This window comes from Pseudomonas sp. P4_B3 (genome assembly GCF_056402295.1).
The window spans coordinates 56,452-72,934 of sequence record NZ_JBFUHR010000020.1; the positions used below are offsets into that span (position 1 = coordinate 56,452).

At 59.4% G+C, this 16,483-nt stretch carries 15 protein-coding genes; all 15 read right to left on the bottom strand.

Translation table 11 applies throughout. The annotated features are described in order from the left end of the window. Window positions 1-8: 8 nt before the first annotated feature. Window positions 9-1,484: a sigma-54 dependent transcriptional regulator gene (locus AC1DWG_RS22560; protein WP_477788374.1), complete on the bottom strand. Its 1,476-nt coding sequence runs from the start codon at window positions 1,482-1,484 to the stop codon at window positions 9-11. Between the two features lie 172 nt (window positions 1,485-1,656). Continuing rightward, complete coding sequence (fliT, locus tag AC1DWG_RS22565; RefSeq protein ID WP_477788375.1) at window positions 1,657-1,953, bottom strand: flagellar protein FliT; 297 nt, start codon at window positions 1,951-1,953, stop codon at window positions 1,657-1,659. Window positions 1,954-1,963: 10 nt separating this feature from the next. Next, window positions 1,964-2,359, bottom strand: coding sequence for a flagellar export chaperone FliS (gene fliS, locus AC1DWG_RS22570; protein ID WP_477752409.1), 396 nt, complete (start codon window positions 2,357-2,359; stop codon window positions 1,964-1,966). 128 nt (window positions 2,360-2,487) lie between these two features. Next, window positions 2,488-3,924 (bottom strand): flagellar filament capping protein FliD, encoded by a 1,437-nt coding sequence (fliD, locus tag AC1DWG_RS22575; RefSeq protein WP_477788376.1) that lies wholly within the window; start codon window positions 3,922-3,924, stop codon window positions 2,488-2,490. Window positions 3,925-4,006: 82 nt separating this feature from the next. Further along, complete coding sequence (locus AC1DWG_RS22580; protein ID WP_477752407.1) at window positions 4,007-4,360, bottom strand: flagellar protein FlaG; 354 nt, start codon at window positions 4,358-4,360, stop codon at window positions 4,007-4,009. Between the two features lie 72 nt (window positions 4,361-4,432). Then, window positions 4,433-5,284, bottom strand: coding sequence for a flagellin domain-containing protein (locus AC1DWG_RS22585; protein WP_057715895.1), 852 nt, complete (start codon window positions 5,282-5,284; stop codon window positions 4,433-4,435). A 244-nt stretch (window positions 5,285-5,528) separates the two neighbouring features. After that, window positions 5,529-5,795 (bottom strand): hypothetical protein, encoded by a 267-nt coding sequence (locus tag AC1DWG_RS22590; RefSeq protein ID WP_477788377.1) that lies wholly within the window; start codon window positions 5,793-5,795, stop codon window positions 5,529-5,531. Then, window positions 5,792-7,084: a motility associated factor glycosyltransferase family protein gene (locus tag AC1DWG_RS22595; protein ID WP_477762524.1), complete on the bottom strand. Its 1,293-nt coding sequence runs from the start codon at window positions 7,082-7,084 to the stop codon at window positions 5,792-5,794. Before AC1DWG_RS22595 ends, AC1DWG_RS22590 begins: the two co-directional genes overlap by 4 nt. Before the next feature lie 90 nt (window positions 7,085-7,174). Beyond that, complete coding sequence (locus tag AC1DWG_RS22600) at window positions 7,175-8,101, bottom strand: ketoacyl-ACP synthase III (protein ID WP_477752404.1); 927 nt, start codon at window positions 8,099-8,101, stop codon at window positions 7,175-7,177. Window positions 8,102-8,327: 226 nt separating this feature from the next. Further along, window positions 8,328-9,380: a pseudaminic acid synthase gene (gene pseI / locus AC1DWG_RS22605; RefSeq protein WP_477762525.1), complete on the bottom strand. Its 1,053-nt coding sequence runs from the start codon at window positions 9,378-9,380 to the stop codon at window positions 8,328-8,330. Further along, window positions 9,373-10,878, bottom strand: a complete 1,506-nt coding sequence (pseG, locus tag AC1DWG_RS22610) for a UDP-2,4-diacetamido-2,4,6-trideoxy-beta-L-altropyranose hydrolase (protein ID WP_477788378.1) — start codon at window positions 10,876-10,878, stop codon at window positions 9,373-9,375. The genes pseI and pseG overlap by 8 nt, the downstream gene beginning before the upstream one ends. Continuing rightward, window positions 10,875-11,582 carry a pseudaminic acid cytidylyltransferase gene (pseF, locus tag AC1DWG_RS22615; protein WP_477762527.1) on the bottom strand — a complete coding sequence of 236 codons (708 nt, stop codon included), beginning with the start codon at window positions 11,580-11,582 and terminating at the stop codon, window positions 10,875-10,877. The genes pseG and pseF overlap by 4 nt, the downstream gene beginning before the upstream one ends. After that, window positions 11,579-12,199, bottom strand: a complete 621-nt coding sequence (locus AC1DWG_RS22620; protein WP_477788379.1) for a pseudaminic acid biosynthesis-associated methylase — start codon at window positions 12,197-12,199, stop codon at window positions 11,579-11,581. The genes pseF and AC1DWG_RS22620 overlap by 4 nt, the downstream gene beginning before the upstream one ends. Next, window positions 12,199-13,389, bottom strand: coding sequence for a UDP-4-amino-4,6-dideoxy-N-acetyl-beta-L-altrosamine transaminase (gene pseC / locus AC1DWG_RS22625; protein WP_477762529.1), 1,191 nt, complete (start codon window positions 13,387-13,389; stop codon window positions 12,199-12,201). The genes AC1DWG_RS22620 and pseC overlap by 1 nt, the downstream gene beginning before the upstream one ends. A gap of 126 nt (window positions 13,390-13,515) precedes the next feature. Continuing rightward, entirely contained in the window at window positions 13,516-16,440 is a 2,925-nt protein-coding gene (locus tag AC1DWG_RS22630) for a glycosyltransferase family 2 protein (RefSeq protein WP_477762530.1), read from the bottom strand. Window positions 16,441-16,483: the final 43 nt, after the last annotated feature.

Consider the following 16,483-nt stretch of genomic DNA (forward strand, 5'->3'; position numbering starts at 1 on the left):
AACAGGCGTCAATCATCCGCCTGTTCGTCTCCATCACGCCGGCTCATGCCGTACTTGCGCATCTTTTCCACCAGCGTGGTACGACGGATACGCAACCGCTCGGCCGCGCGCGCCACAATGCCATTGGCGTCATCCAGCGCCTGCTGAATCAAGCCTTGCTCCAGACCACCGAGGTAGTCCTTCAGGTCCAGACCCTCCGGCGGCAACATGGCGTTGGCCGTGAAGTCCGGCGTATGACCGTTGATGGCCACGCGCTCTTCCAGATCGCTGCGCAGGCTGTCGACAATTTGCTCGTCTTCATCGTCGACGTAGCGGAATTTCTTCGGCAACTCGACCACGCCGATCACGCCGTATGGATGCATGATTGCCATGCGCTCCACCAGGTTGGCCAGTTCGCGGACGTTGCCCGGCCAGCCATGCCGGCACAGCGACATGATCGCCGCCGAGTTGAACCGGATCGAACCGCGCTTCTCGTGCTCCATGCGCGAGATCAACTCGTTCATCAGCAGCGGAATGTCTTCGACGCGCTCACGCAGCGGCGCCATCTCGATCGGGAACACATTCAAGCGGTAGTACAGGTCTTCGCGGAAGGTGCCGATCTCGATCATGCTTTCGAGATTCTTGTGGGTCGCCGCAATGATGCGCACGTCGACGCTCTGGGTCTTGTTGCTGCCCACGCGCTCGAAGGTGCGCTCCTGCAACACGCGTAGCAGCTTGACCTGCATCGGCAGCGGCATGTCGCCGATTTCATCGAGGAACAGGGTGCCGCCGTTGGCCAGTTCGAATCGACCGGCGCGACTGGTGATCGCCCCGGTAAAGGCGCCCTTCTCATGACCGAACAGTTCGCTTTCCAGCAACTCGGCCGGGATCGCCCCGCAGTTGACCGGCACGAACGGCGCTTCGCGGCGCTTGGAATGGTAATGCAGGTTGCGCGCAACCACTTCCTTGCCGGTGCCGGACTCACCGAGGATCAGCACGCTGGCATCGGTATCGGCGACTTGCTGCATCATCTGGCGGACGTGTTGGATCGCCCGGCTGGTGCCGACAAGACTGCGGAAAAGATTAGGCTCGCGATGACGACCGCGCTCGCGGGCCTGGTCGTACATCTCGCGATAGACCTGGGCACGGTGCAGCGAATCGAGCAATTTGCTGTAGCTGGGCGGCATTTCGAGAGTCGAAAGCACTCGCCGACGCTGGTCTTCCGGCAGGTCAATGGAAGAATTATCGCCCATTAACAAAACCGGAAGGAACTCATCCCATGTCGAGAGTGTCTTTAACAAGCCCAGAAGTGAACCAGGAGCATTGACTGTCCCGATGAGGACACAGATTACTTCACGACTTGACGACAAAGAGCCGACAGCCTGCTGCCAGTCATGGCTACCGCAGGGTAAATTTTCTTCACCGAGAAAATTCAAAATCACCGCCAGGTCGCGGCGGCGGACGCTATCGTCATCAATCAGCAGAATTTTGGTTTCACGCCACATGCAATAGCAACTTCCCTAGTCAACTCAATGCCCAAAATGCTGGGGCAAGCTAGACGCTTGCAGACATGTTATGCCTGAAGACGACTGAAATCTGGAACCAGCCACTAGTTAAGTCAAAAAACCGCGCACAGTCAAATTTATGGCGCACATATCTGGATTAACTTGGGGTTAATTAACCAAACAGATGGTAAACCTTTGCCGCGTTCCGCGCTTGCTGGATCTGAGACATTTCATCGACTATCACCTGCCTCTCCCCCATCGCTACCTCAAGTAGCTGCTTGTAGACATACAGCAACTCCTCAAGATTGCTACGCAGAACTTCTTCGTCCAGCGAAGCCTCGCTCAAGACGTCTTCCATGCAGGAACGGCAATCCAGGTCCAATTGACCGATGGCCTCCCAGTCGCGCTCGGCCAAAGCACCGACCAGCGCTTCGCGAGTTTGTTCTATTCGCTGCAATACAAGACTCATGGCGATCTCCCTAGAACTGCGGAGCTGGCGCAGCAATGCCGTCCCAGCCTTCTTTCACCGTGCGCAGCAAGCCCGCGACCTCATCGAGAATCCTCGGGTCGCTGCTGATGTTCGCCTCGGCCAGGCGCTTCATCATGTAGATGTAAAGGCTGTCGAGTTCGCCCACGGCTTCGGCGCAATTTTCAAGATCCAGGCCTTCACGCAAGCCACCGATGATGCCGATCGCCTTGCTGATCGACACACACTTGCCGGGAATGTCCTTGCGCTCCAGGGCACCTTTGGCCTGAGCGATCCGGTCCAGGCCACCTTCCATGAGCATCTGCACCAAACGATGCGGACTTGCTTCGGACGTCTGGGCGTGCGCCCCCACTTTCTGATACTGCCGAAGGGCTAACATTGGATTCATGTTCTACCTCATTACCACAATGACTCGTATAGCCAGAGTATCGTCTGCAAGACAGAAAACTTTAGATCAAAAGACAAAAACCCGGCACACGCGAAAATGCGTAGCCGGGTTTTTTCGTCAACTCATGACTAGCTGTTGGACTTCTGGGCGTTCAAGGAAGTGAAGAACGAGGTGATGTTCGTCGCCGTCGCCTTCATTTGCCCGACCAAAAGGTCCATTGCGTTGTATTTGGCGGTCAACGTCTTGGTCATGTTGGCGACACGAAAGTCCAACGCAGTCTGCTGAGTTGAAAGGTTCTTGCTCACGCTCTGCAGGTTGGTATTGCGCTGGTCCAGCAACCCGCCCGTCTGCACATAAGGCTTGATTGCGGTACCCATGCGCGCCAGCAGGCCGTTGGTAGCATTACTACCGTTGAACAACTGCTGCATCTGGCCGCTCATGCCGTTGATGGCCATCTTCTCGTTGAACGCCGTGGTGTTGAACGCCAGGTTGCCGGTTTTCTCGTTCGTCAACACGCCGATCTGTGACAGCACGGCCAATGGACCGCCCGCCCCGGGAGCCGTCAGCACACCGCGGATATCGGAAATCAGCGTGCGCGACATCGAGTCGCCGGTAAACGCCGCCTGAACCGTCAGGCTGCCATCGGCATCCGCTGTCGCCTTGGACAGGGAGTTGATGGTGTTCATCAGGGTGTTGTAGGAATCAACGAACGACTGGATCGACGTCTGCAAACCGGTGGTGTTAGTCGCGACGGTGATTGTCGCAGCAGCCGGCGGCGTACCCGGGCTCACGGACGCCAGGTTCAGGGTCAGGCCGCTGACTGCGCCGGTCACCGTATTGCTCTTGCTGGTCACTGCCAGGCCATCGATGGTCAGCGATGCATCCACCGCAACCCCGTTGACAGCCCCCGAACTGGTAGCCGAAGGGTTAGCGCCCATCGGTTGGGTGCCGTCGATATCAAGGCCGGCGATACCGCTGACCGTAAGGTCGGAACCCGCGCCGGTCTTGCTGGAACTGATCACCAGCCGTGACGCACCGCTGCTGTCGGTCACGATGTTGGCAGAAATACCATTACTCGCCTGCGCAGTGTTGATGGCATCCCGGGTGCTCTGCAAAGTCGCATTGGCTGGAATCGTGACATCGTAATCAGTGCCATTCTGACTGATTTTCAAAGTACCACTCGGAATGGCACTGGCGGCACCGCCGGCAAAAGAAGCACTGGCGACTTTCGAGCTGGTGGCCAGGTTATTCACAACAACGCTGTAGGTACCGGCAACGGCGGTGTTGTCGGAAGTTGCACCCAGGATCGACGGGGTACCCGAAGTGGCGGTATAGCCCGCAAACGCAGGATTGGTCTTGCTACCGAGATTGGTCAGCGCCGTCTGAAAGGCCGTCAGTGCGCTTTTCAGGGAACCGACACCGGAAATCTTCAGCGTGTTGGTTTTGGTCTGAGTATCGATCTGCGTCTGTTTCGCCGATTTGTCGGCGTTGACCAGCGCAGTGACGATCGCACCGATATCCAGGCCAGAGCCTAAGCCCGTACCCGGCAAAATTGGACTTGCCATTTTTCGTCTCCCTTCAGGTTGCTGCCACTCTTTTGACCAATACCTGCGCCCAAGAACGTACAAACATTATTCATGCCAGCTATCAGACCTTGGCGTCGAACAATACGTGGCTCGCATTGCTCAGGCTTTCCGCCAGCTTGAGGGCCTCTGCGGAGGGGATCTGTCGTACGACTTCGCCCGTTTCGCTTGCAATCACTTTGACGACGACCTTTCCGGATTGCTCGTCTATCGAGAACTCCAGATTGCGCTTGATCGACTGTACAAACTTTTCGATCTGCTGCACCGCCTGCTTCAGGTGGACGTCATCCGCATCCGGTTTCTTATCCGCCGCTGGAGTCACGCTGGCGGCTTCAGGCTTTTCCGGCGCTTTATCCGAAACGGTGCTCGCTGGCTGGGGAGCCGGATAAGACACGCCAAGCTTTACGCTCATCTCCATGTCCATCACCTCTTAACGTAAAAAGCGAGAGAGCGTGACCAGCACACTCCCCCGCTCAAACTTATTCCGAAATTACTGAAGCAGCTTCAGTACAGCGGAAGGCAGTTGGTTGGCTTGAGCCAGAACCGAGGTAGAAGCCTGTTGCAGGGTTTGCTGCTTGGTCAGGTTCGCGGTTTCTGCGGCGAAGTCGGTGTCTTGTACACGGCCTTGTGCAGCGGTGGTGTTTTCCACGATGTTCTGCAGGTTGGAGATGGTGCTGGTCAGACGGTTCTGCGAAGCACCCAGGTTTGCGCGGGTGGCGTTGATCGATGCCAGAGCGGCGTCGATCGCGGTGATCGCGTTGTCGATGTTGGCAGACAGGGTAGCGGAAGTCGCACCGGTCAGAACAACAGTACCGCTGCCTACGGACAGGGATACGGCGTCGAACTTGGAGCTCAGTACCAGGTCGATGCGGTTGGCCGAACCAGTGTTGGCGCCAACTTGCAGTTGCATGGTACCGGCCGTACCGTCCAGCAGGTTTTTGCCGTTCAGGTTGGTAGAGGCAGAGATACGAGTGATTTCGTCAGACATCTGAGCGAACTCAGAGTTGGTAGCGGTCTGGTCAGCAGTGCTGTTGGTACCGTTACGTGCTTTAACAGCCAGTTCACGCATACGCTGCAGAATGTCGGTCGAAGCTTGCAGCGCGCCTTCAGCGGTCTGGGCAACGGAGATACCGTCGTTGGCGTTCTGCACTGCCTGGTTGCCACCACGAATCTGTGCGGCCATGCGAGTTGCGATCTGCAGGCCAGCGGCGTCGTCTTTGGCGCTGTTGATTTTCAGGCCGGAAGACAGACGAGCCATCGAAGTCGACAGAGCGTCGGTAGCACGGTTCAGGTTCTTCTGAACGTTCAACGACGTGGTGTTGGTGTTTACTGTTAAAGCCATGACGAATTCCTCGTTGGTTGGGTACTGCGGCTTCCGGCCCTGGCAACCGCCGGGTATGGCCTAGAGAACCTTCGTAATAGTTATCGTCGGGTTGGCAGGTTGCTTGAGGGCTTTTTTTAAAAAAAATGCCATCACCCTGCCATCTCCGAGAAAACAAGGGCTTAGCGCCCCTCAACCGCGAAAAAATGACGCCATAAAACTGTCCAGCCCACAAACGCCCGCGCCAAAGCTGTCGCCCCCCCCCTCAAGCCGGCAGGTTTTCGAGCAACTCGATCAACTCATATTCCATGAAGTCGGCGAGCCCCAGCCAATCCTGGCGCTCCTGACAGGCCAGCATCTGCCTGAGCATCAAGGCCCAGGCCTGCTGAACCTCCCGGGGCGCCTGCGCAAACAGCCGCTGCGCCTCATCGAACAGATCAACCATGTTCAACGCCGCTTCGACATCACGTCCCAGGCGAAAAAGCCCTGCGCACTGCCGGTACTCGTCGATGCCTTTCACTTGAGGCTTCATTGCACGAAATCCTGGTTGAACTGCGTACCGGCAATCATTGCCCCAGCCCGACTGCTATTGAAAAAAAGCACCTCGGGATGCCTGGCAATGTAACGCTCGAGCTCGCACAGGTAACTGCGGAAATTCAATTGCGTCTTGACCTTTTGCCCATGACCATCGTGCACCCAGTGCCTGGCCTGGTTCACTGGCGGCCCCAGGTCACCATCGTTCCAACCGGTATGGGTGCGGTTCATCGGAAAGGAAAAATCCGCACCGAAAAGCGTGATGCGCTGCGCGCCCATCTTCACCGCCAGATCGACCGCAGGATGGATCACGCTGCCACTGACGTAGAGCTGCGCACGCGGCTGTTGCTCACGCAACGCAGCGTAGATCGGGCTGGCGGAATAACCGCCATAACGCTTGCCTTTCCAGGCCTTCAGCATGTGTGGATCGCTCAAAGGCAAGTACACCAGCGGAATGCCTTCGGAGCCCTCGCCCGGCAAGTGCAGCACGCTGATGCGCTGATCGATGCTCACGACCAGATCAGGCTTGATTCCGTGCTCGCGAAGGGGCCGGTAAGCGGTATCTACGCTGATGAACAGCGGTCGCGGCGTTTGATTGCGCACCGCTGCCAAACGCTCGAAATTCCCTTCAAGGCTGGGCCCTGTGGCGATCACATAGATTTCACGCTCGGAACACGTGCCAAACAGCTGTGCCACATCATCATCGGCCAGCAGCACTTCAAGGGTGTCCTGCAAGCGCTGCTGAATGACGGGAGACTGCGGGTCGAACTCACGATTGTTGAAACTCAAGTGCACTTCGCTGACCAGGCGATCACGAATCTTCGCACTGAAGTCATCCGCCAGCAGCATCTCGGCAGGCAATGCAAAGAACGGTGTGCAGATGTCCGACAGATCGCCGGCATACAGCAATTGCACACGCGGATCGCCCAGCCACTGGCGCTGATCGATCAGCTGCAACACCAATGCGAAAAGCGCGCCGTTGAGGATATGGACATAGAGTTTCTCAAGCCCGGCACGCTCCAGCAAAACCGAAGGCAAATCGCCAAAACCGGTGCCGTAGACGTGCAGATGAGGCTTGTCGAACGCAAGACTGGCAGCCTGTAAACGGGCCTCGCGCAGGCGATCATGGCGGCTGGTGAGCTGGATGCCGCCCACACACAACGTCGAGTCTCGTCCTTCGATCAGGTCAACATCGATGGTCAGGCGATCTTCCGTATTCAATCGCGCATACAGCGACGGCCAGCGCCGCTGGATAACCTGAGCATTGTCTTCAAAGCATTCGCTCATGCTACCTCGCATTCCCTACAAGCAAAAAAGCGCTCAAGGTTAACCCTTGAGCGCTTTTTTGTACCGGCCTTTTTATTAAAAAACTTTCACTCAAGGACGATAGATGATCGCCGAACCCCATGACAGCCCCACACCGAAACCGCTGAGCGCAACGCGCTTCCATTCGGAATCGAGAATATGCTTTTCCAGCAGCAATGGAATGCTCGACGACACCGTGTTACCGGTCTCGACCATGTCCTTGATGAACTTCTGCGGGCATTCTTCGAAGCGCCGCGCGACCGCATCGACAATCGCCGCACTGCCCTGGTGAATGCAGAACGCGTCGATGTCATCCGCGCTCAATTGCGACTCACCGAGCAACTCATGCAAATGTGCCGGCACCTTGAGCAGTGCGAAGTTGAACACCTGGCGACCGTTCATGAAAAACACGCCGTCGGTGACTTTCAAATGTGGAGCGCCGGAACCATCGGTGCCGAACTTGGCCTTGCCCAGTGCCCAGGTCGGGTTTTCGCCCATCCAGGTCGCGGTGGCCGCATCGCCGAACAACATGGTGGTGTTACGGTCTTCCGGGTCGACGATCTTCGAATACGGGTCGGCAGTGATCAGCAGGCCGTTCTTCAGGCCAGCGGCCTCCATGAAGCCCTTGATCGCATAGATGCCGTAGACGTAACCGGAACAGCCCAGGGAAATATCGAACGCGGCGACGCTGGTCGGCAGGCCGAGTTTGTCCTGCACGATGGCCGCGGTATGCGGCAGGCCTTCTTCGTCACCGTTCTGGGTGACGACGATCAACGCATCGATGGATTCACGTTTCAGATCAGGGTTGCTGGCAAACAGCGCATTGGCCGCTTCAACGCACAGATCGGAAGTTTCCTGATCAACGCCCTTGCGCGGCAGGAAAGCCGAACCGATCTTGCCCAGGATGAATTCTTCATCCTTCTCGAATTTTGCACCTTGTGCGTAATTGTCCACGCCGGCTACAGGAACGTAGCTCGCAATGCTTTTTATGCCAATCATTACGGCTTCCCAATAATAAACAGCCCAATACCACCACCCGCAGGAATCGAGGGGCGCCGACAAACCTGGATTTCTGTCGCCCCAAGGCGACGGCCGGGAAGCGTAAAGGACCATCACTGAACCCGATAAAGGGTCAGGCGCCATCTTCCCGGTCAATACAATACAGTGAAGATGCCCGTTATGACTCGCAGGTCACGCTATTTTGCCGAATCAGCCCGGCAATGGGTCATTCGACCAACGACCAGTCCAGTGGTGTTCCACGCTTGATAGCCTGACGGGCACGGCGTTCCAGGAGGCTTTGCGCATGCTTGGGCGCCAGCCCGAGCCCCGGACGGATGGCTCGCAGATTTGTCGCATTGAAGGGCTCGCCAGCCGCCATGTCCTGGGTGACATACAACGATCGACGGTACACCAGGGATTGGCGCTCCGCCTCGGTGACGCCGTAATGCACGTGTCCCATGGCTTGCCAGGCGCGTTCGGTTTCGATCACCAGGCTGGCCAGCTCCGAGGGCTCCAGCGAGAAACTGGCGTCGACGCCACCGGCCGCACGCTCGAGGGTGAAATGCTTTTCCACCACCGTTGCGCCCAGTGCCACCGCCGCCACGGACACACCGACGCCCATGGAGTGGTCGGACAGCCCCACCTGGCAATCGAACAATTCCCGCAAATGCGGGATCGTGCGCACATTGCTGTTCGCGGGAGATGCCGGATAGGTGCTGGTGCATTTGAGCAGCACCAGATCCTTGCACCCGGCCTCGCGGGCGGCGCGCACGGTTTCATCGAGCTCGGCGATGCTGGCCATGCCGGTGGAAATGATCAGCGGCTTGCCCGTCGCGGCCACCCGGCGTATCAGCGGCAAATCGGTGTTTTCGAAACTGGCGATCTTGTAGGCCGGCACGTCGAGGCTTTCGAGGAAGTCCACGGCGCTCTCATCGAATGGCGTGGAGAACGCCAGCAGCCCCAGTTCTTTGGCGCGAGCGAAAATCGGCGCATGCCATTCCCAGGGCGTGTGGGCCTTCTCGTACAGCGCGTACAACGAAGTACCGGCCCACAGACTGTTGGGGTCCTTGATGAAAAACTCGCCTTCGCCCAGGTCCAGGGTCATGGTGTCGGCGGTGTAGGTCTGCAGCTTCAACGCATGGGCACCGGCCTTGGCCGCGGCCTCGACGATTTGCAGCGCCATGTCCAGGGACTGGTTATGGTTGCCGCTCATCTCGGCAATGATGAATGGCGGCGCATCGGCACCGATCAGACGCTCGCCAATCTTGAAGCTAGTCATCTGTGTGATCCTTCAATACGCGCGTGAACGCGCAGGCACTCTGGGTAAAACCGGCTTCGCGAAAGACCTTCAGCGACGGCTGGTTAGCGGGCAAGACCTGGGCCGTGAGTGACTCCAGTTCTGGCCAGTGGGCCTTCACAAAGGTTTCTCCACGGTCCAGCAGCGCCCTGCCCCAGCCCAGGCCGAACCGGCCTTCGAACAGGTAAATCGACACCTCGGCGGTAAAGCCACGCAGGTCATAACGCAGCACACCGACCGGACCGTCATCGGCCTCGGCAATCAACAACAGCCGCCGGGGATTGCTCAGGCTCGCCGTCAGCCAGTTTTGATGCGCAGGCCACTCGATCACGCCGGTCTCCAGCGACGAGCGGCGCACGGCCTCGGTGTTGCGCCCCTCGAACAACAACTGCGCATCACCCAAGGTCGCCGGGCGCATCCTCAGCACCGCGCCGGCCAGCGCCGCCGCTACCCGCTGCGCGCCACGACCATCGACCAACAGTCGAGATTGTTGCGCCAGGCTCTGGCGCAAACCCTGGTTATCCGCGACAAAGCCAATGGCCAGGCGCAGCTGCTCGACGCTGACATGCTCGCGGGCCCCCATGAACACATGGGCGCCCGCGGCCGCCAACACCTCGCCGTTGGCCTGCTGGTTGTTCGATACGGCAATGCAAATCGTCGGCAGCCCCATGGCCGCCCGCTCCCAACTGGTGCCACCACCCGCCCCGACAAACAGGTCGGCTTCGGTCATCAATCGATAAAAGTCGCTGACAAAACTGTGCAGGCGCCAATGCGGGCGACTCGCCGCCAACGCCTGCATCTGCGCCCAGGCCGGATTACCCGCACCGGCGACAAAATCGACTTCCAGCTCGGCAAAGTCCGCCAGCGCCAGCATCGCATGATGGGTCTGCATGGCCGCGTCGAAACCGCCGAAATTCACCAGCACACGCCGGGCCTGGGGCTTGATTTCGATGGCCGGGCAACGGAACTCGTCGCGCAGCATGGCAAACCGGGGGCCGAACAATGTCCGGCAGCCTGGCGCCAGCAACGACGCATAAGCTTCTGGCGTACCCGAAAGATTCTGGTTCAGCAGCAAATCGGCGCTGTAGGTCCGCGTGGCGAGGTCATCCACCACGGCGATCCGTGGCGCAAAGCGCCGCGCAGCCGTCTGCCAGTGATGATCGAGGCCGTAGTGGTCGACAATGATCCAGTCGAACGCCGGCTGGTGTTCCAGCAGCGGCTCGAGCGCGGCGATGTCCGCCTGCCAGGGCAGCATGGATTCGATGGCTTGCTGCGGGTCTTCATCCTCGTAGCGCTCGGGCAGCGCGAAGGTTTCAAAACCTTCGGCCCGCAGTGCCTCCACTCGATGCCCCGGTAACAGGCGACAGGCAAAAGCCACGTGACTGCCCTGCCTGCGCAATACGCGGGCCAGGCACAGGCAGCGCGCGATGTGGCCACTGCCGATGTTCGGCGAGGCGTCGGAACGAATCAGCACTCTCATTGCAGCTCACCTCCGGCTTTGAGCGCGGCATACAGGTACTCCGCGCGTTTCCAGTCCTGCGGCGTGTCGATGTCCTGCACCAGATGACGCGGCAGAATAACCGGCAGGCTGTACGGTGAATACAACACCTCGCCACGCAGCCACGCATCGCTGCGGCCCCAGTAGAACTGCCCGGCATCCTGATAGGCCACCGACAAATCCTGGGAGCGGGTATCACGATACTGCGGATACAGTGCCGTCAATGCGCCGTGATCATCAAGGGTCAGGGCTCGCTGAACCGGGAAACCAAAGTCGCACACCGAGAAGGCGAAAGACTTGTCGGGATGCTGTTCCAGCAGGCTCAGCCCCTGGGCAAGAAATCGCGATTGCAGCAACGGCGCGGTCGCGTAGATGCAGCAGGCGCGATCAAACGTCTCCCCTTGCTCACGCAGTGCTTGCAGGGCATGGGCGATCACCGCTGCGGTACCCGTGAAGTCATCGGCCAGTGCCGCCGGGCGCATGAAGGGCACCTGGGCGCCACAGTCCCGCGCCAGCCCGGCGATTTCTTCGTCGTCGGTGCTGACCACGATCCGGGAAAACAACCCGGACTTCATCGCAACCTGAATCGAGCGGGCAATCATCGGCACACCGGCGAACGGCTTGAGGTTCTTGCGCGGTATGCGTTTGCTGCCACCGCGGGCCGGGATGATGGCGACGTTGTTCAACGGCGTTTTTCCAGGACAAACCAGGTGATGTCATCCACCGGGAATTGCCGATCGCGGTGGTAGCCAAAACCGTAATCGAGCAGTTGCAGGTCGTCATAGCGATCAAGCATTTCACCGGCAAAATCGCGCTTGAACAACTTGCCGCTGTTGCCACGATACGGGACCTCGACCGGCGCCGGGTTGTAGTACTCGGCGATCAGTATGTAGCGCTGGCTCAGCTCATACAGTTGCGCGTACGCGGCCGGCAGCAACTCCGGCGCCAGGTGAATCAGCACGCCTTTGCTCAGGGTCAGGTCGAAGGTACGTTCGCGGGGGAAATCGAACAGCGAACCGTGCCAGATCTGTACAATACCCAACGCCTGGGCAGCGGCGCAAGCACCGGCATTGATCTCCACACCGAACAACTCGCAGCGTGGCAACAGCTGCCGCAATGCCTGCAGGTTGTTGCCGGCATTGGTGCCCAGTTCCACCAGGCTGTCGATGCGCCCGACCCGGGTCAGCGCCTTGGCAAACAATGCCAGGTTAGCCGCCACCAGTGGCTGCCCGAGATTGCGGTTAACGTACTGGTTGCCGAATTCGCCCTGCCAGAAAGTTTCCTGCTCGGTCAGTTCACGCATCACACATTTCCCACCCGCCGCAATGGCTGGATTATTTCGATCAGCTGCCGCATCTGCTCGACCACATAGTCCTGTTCTTCATCACTGAGCAACGGGTACAACGGCAGGCTGATGGCTTCAGCGTAGTAACGTTCGGCCTGCGGAAAATCACCTTCGGCGAACCCGAGATCACGATAGTAAGGCTGCAAATGCACCGGAATATAGTGCAGGTTCACCCCGACCCCGGCAGCTCGCAAGCCCTCGAACACCTCACGATGCGTGAGATTGATCTGATCGAGTTGCAGGCGCACCACATACAGATGCCATGACGACTCGGCCTCGGGTTGTGCAGCGGGCAGGGTCAGCGGTAAATACGCCAGCAAGCGCGCATAACGCGCCGCCAGTTCACGCCGACGCTCGATGAACTCATCGAGTTTGTTCAACTGCGACAAACCGAGGGCCGCTTGCAGGTCGGTAATGCGGTAATTGAAACCGAGCTCCACCTGTTCGTAGTACCAGGGGCCGTGGCTGGGTCCGGTCATTTGCTGCGGATCCCGGGTCATGCCGTGGCTGCGCAAGCGTTGCAAACGCTCGGCGAGCTCCGGGCTGTTGGTCATGACCATGCCGCCCTCGGCACTGGTGATGATCTTCACCGGATGGAAGCTGAACACAGTCATCGCGGCAAACTCGCCACAACCCACCGGGCGCCCGGCGTAGGACGCACCAGCAGCATGGGCCGCGTCTTCGATCACGGTAAAGCCATAGCGCTTGGCCAGGGCGGCGATCCTGCGCATGTCGCAGCTCTGCCCGGAGAACGCCACCGCCACCAGGACTTTCGGCAGCCGACCTTCACGCTCGGCCTGCTCCAGCTTGACGGCCAGCGCAGCGGCATCGAGGTTCCAGGTCAGCGGGTCGATATCGACAAAATCCACCTCGGCACCGCAGTAGCGACCACAGTTTGCCGAAGCGAGAAAGGTATTCGGTGTCGTCCACAGCCGATCGCCCGGGCCGAGCCCCGCCGCCAGGCAAGCGATGTGCAAGGCCGCCGTGGCATTGCACACCGCCACGGCAAAACCGGCCTCGCAGCGTTCGGCCATCGCTCGCTCGAAGCGCTCGATGGTCGGCCCCTGGGTCAGCCAGTCAGACTGCAATACACCGACCACGGCGTCGATATCCGCCTGATCGAGGCTTTGCCGAGCGTAAGGAATCATGCTGGCAACCAGGCACGCACCAGCGCGTCCCGGATGATCTGACGCCCGAACGAACCGGTCCGGCCTGCGATGAAAATCGAATTACCGTTGAACATGCCTTGAATCCCTTATACCTTTTCGCCGGGCCTAACCGAGCATCTGCGCCCAGTTCACCGAAGCACTTTCGCCCAGGGCAAAGCCCTTGCCGCTCAAGGCCAGGTTGGCGTTATAGGCCTGGTCCTGGGCAAAGGCTGGCGCCCACTTGTGACGCAGCGCATCGAGGGCCTGCGGCGCCTGTGGCACTGCACCCGAATGAATGACCTGTACCAGCGGCGTCCACACGGTGAGGTAACCGGCCTGACCGGCCCGCAAGCACAGATCGACGTCGCTCAAGCCGTCGGCGAAGGTCACGCTGTCCAGACCGTCCAGGTCGTCGAACAACGCTTTATGCACCATCAGGCACACCTTCGACACCGCCGAGTAGTTCTGCTCCAGGGCCAACCGGTGCAGGTAACCTTCGGCGTCGTGTTTTTCCCCGACAAAGGCTGAGCCCACACCACCGTTCATGCCGAGAATCAGCCCGGCCTGGGTGACCTTGCCGTCGCGGTCGATCAACTTGGGACCGACCACGCCGACTTCCGGACGCTGGGCGTGATTGAGCAGCGACTCAAGCCAGTTCGGGTTGACCACTTCACTGTCGGCGGCCAACAGCACCAGGTACTCGCCCTGCGCCTGCTGGCTGGCCGTGTTGTACAACGCCGCGTCGCTAAGGGTCTGGTCGGCACGCAGCACGCTGACTTTCGGATGCTGGTAAGTACCCAGCCAATCGTTGACCTCGGCCGACTGATTGGGGTTGAGCGCGATCAGCACTTCGTACTGGATGTAGCGGGTACGCAGCAAGACCGCTTGCAGGCACTGTTGCAGGGCCGCCAGGTCATCCCCGGCCGGCAGGATGATCGACACCAGCGGGCGCTCGGTGTGGCGGTAGTCGATATGATAAGTGCCAGGCACCGTCGAAGTGACCTTGGCCTTGTAGCCACGATTGCCCAGGTGACGCAGCAACGCCAGGCGCTCATCGGCGTTTTCTTCCAGCACCGGTGCCTGGCTGATCAGCAACGGCTCGTCCAGGTGGGCCAGCCCGTTGAGGCCACCCTGCTCGATGATGCGCAGCAGCAGGTCGAATTCCAGGGCCTTGCTGAAGTCAGGCTGGTAGCCGCCGACTTCAATGAACACTTCCCGGCGGATCAGCCAGTGACGCGCCATCAAGGCCGGCAGGCTTTGCAGCAAGTCAAGATTGAAGCCAGGGCGGAACACGTCCACCAGTGCGCCTTCGGCGGTGCGCAGGATTTCGTCGGTGGCGACGGCGCGGCAGTCTGCGGCGGCCAGCAATTCCAGGCTGGCACGCAACAGGCCACCGGCAGTGAACTCGTCGCCGGCTTCAGCCAGCAGCAGCCAGTCGCACGTCGATTGACGAGCACTCTGGTTCAGTTTGTCGACGTAGTTGCTTTGTGTGACCCGGACAAAGTGCAGGGTGTTCTGCGCCGTGGTCGCCGCCGGTGCTTCACCGGTGGTGAAGACCACAATCCTGAACGCCTTGCTGTGACCTTCGAGCAGGCTGTCGAGAGAGACTTGCAGCTTGTCGATATCGTTATCCAGGTCCAGCAGGAAGATCCCGAACTGTGGACCACCGTCGTTGGCCGCCAGGTGTTGGGCGATCGACTCAGCCTCAAGTGCATCCGGCTGACGGGGCGCAAGCCACTTGAGCAAACGACCGGAGAGCATCTTGTCGAACGTCGCACCGTTGCCCTCGACCGACACCGCGTCAAGACGTGCAGCCCAGTCGTTCAGGGGCTGCGCCTCTTCTTCTTCGCCCAGCAGTTCCAGCTGAGCCACCAGACGCTTGACCACCGTGCGGTTGAACACATTACTGTCGTGGGCCTGCCACAAACGGTCGACCACACTTTCCGGCGTGTCATTGTTACGCGCCAGCATCAGGCTCTGCTGGCGGGTCCAGATACCCTCCAGGCCTGCCAACTGAACGCGACCGGCCGGCATGGCGTGCAACAGGAATTCGAACTGGGTCAACTGATCGAAAAACTGCTGATTGTAGAACGGCATTTCGACGTATTGCTTGGGGCCGAAACGGCGCTCCGGGCCTTTCTCGACGCTCGTCCAGGCGGACTCGATAATCAGCTCGGTGGTCAGTGCGCGACCGGTGCGCAAGCTATCGGCCAGGGCTTCAAAACTTTGCAGCGCGAACTGTTTGCCTTGCTCCGGGTTCTCGCCTTGAACTTGAGTCGGCAGCCCGAAGAGGAACGCGGCAAAGGCTTCACGCTCGGCGACCGTCTTGGCATCGGTATGAGCCAGCGTGTGGAAGATCTCGGTGTTGTGGTCCGAGTACCCGTAGTTCATCTCCCGCACGACATACGGGATCGGCAGAATCCGCGCCTTGCCCCGCGCCAGCATGTAATACGTGTGACCGATTTCCTGCCATTGGAAGGACGTATCCTGAGGCATCACCTGATACCAGTCACGTACCAGGTCGGTACGCTGTACGGCATAGAAAGGCGGCAGGTACTGGTGCATGTAATCCAGTACACGCTCCTCGGCATTCTCGGACGAATAGTCCTCGCAGACCTTCTTGTCACGCCGAAAGTAGCTGACGCTGTTGGGTTGCGACAGGTACATCATGCTGTAACCGTGGCACAGGCCGTAATCGGGATTGGCCTCCATGAATGCCACGGCGGCGCGCAGGGCGTCATGCACATGGAAGTCATCGTCGGCGGCGAACACCATGAACGGCGTGGTCACTTGCTCCACGCCAAAAGCCAGCTTGGCGCGAACGCCCCAGTAGCCAAACTGCGGGACATGCTGGTAATCCACATTTTCAAACTGCCCGGCCAGGCTTGGCTGGCCTTCGGTCGAAGAGTCCAGAACCAGAATCCTGCAAGGCAAGCCGCTGTAGAAACGTGCCGCCCGGCGCAAAAATGCCGGCCGCTCGTGAGACATCAGCACCACGGTCAACTGTTCGTTGAGTGCCAACCCGTGTTCAGAATTGTTCTTGCCTTGCATACCTTTCCCCACAACGGCGTATCGCCGAAAAAACCCAACGATG

Excerpts from the sequence above, each read along its gene's own strand:
- pseG (WP_477788378.1), bottom strand. The coding sequence starts at position 10,878 with ATGAGAGTGCTGATTCGTTCCGACGCCTCGCCGAACATCGGCAGTGGC.
- fliD (WP_477788376.1), bottom strand. The coding sequence starts at position 3,924 with ATGGCAAGTCCAATTTTGCCGGGTACGGGCTTAGGCTCTGGCCTGGAT.
- pseI (WP_477762525.1), bottom strand. The coding sequence starts at position 9,380 with ATGACTAGCTTCAAGATTGGCGAGCGTCTGATCGGTGCCGATGCGCCG.
- AC1DWG_RS22585 (WP_057715895.1), bottom strand. The coding sequence starts at position 5,284 with ATGGCTTTAACAGTAAACACCAACACCACGTCGTTGAACGTTCAGAAG.
- fliS (WP_477752409.1), bottom strand. The coding sequence starts at position 2,359 with ATGAATCCAATGTTAGCCCTTCGGCAGTATCAGAAAGTGGGGGCGCAC.
- AC1DWG_RS22630 (WP_477762530.1), bottom strand. The coding sequence starts at position 16,440 with ATGCAAGGCAAGAACAATTCTGAACACGGGTTGGCACTCAACGAACAG.
- AC1DWG_RS22595 (WP_477762524.1), bottom strand. The coding sequence starts at position 7,084 with ATGAGCGAATGCTTTGAAGACAATGCTCAGGTTATCCAGCGGCGCTGG.
- AC1DWG_RS22600 (WP_477752404.1), bottom strand. The coding sequence starts at position 8,101 with ATGATTGGCATAAAAAGCATTGCGAGCTACGTTCCTGTAGCCGGCGTG.
- AC1DWG_RS22620 (WP_477788379.1), bottom strand. The coding sequence starts at position 12,199 with ATGCGTGAACTGACCGAGCAGGAAACTTTCTGGCAGGGCGAATTCGGC.
- AC1DWG_RS22560 (WP_477788374.1), bottom strand. The coding sequence starts at position 1,484 with ATGTGGCGTGAAACCAAAATTCTGCTGATTGATGACGATAGCGTCCGC.
- fliT (WP_477788375.1), bottom strand. The coding sequence starts at position 1,953 with ATGAGTCTTGTATTGCAGCGAATAGAACAAACTCGCGAAGCGCTGGTC.
- AC1DWG_RS22590 (WP_477788377.1), bottom strand. The coding sequence starts at position 5,795 with ATGAAGCCTCAAGTGAAAGGCATCGACGAGTACCGGCAGTGCGCAGGG.
- pseC (WP_477762529.1), bottom strand. The coding sequence starts at position 13,389 with ATGATTCCTTACGCTCGGCAAAGCCTCGATCAGGCGGATATCGACGCC.
- AC1DWG_RS22580 (WP_477752407.1), bottom strand. The coding sequence starts at position 4,360 with ATGGAGATGAGCGTAAAGCTTGGCGTGTCTTATCCGGCTCCCCAGCCA.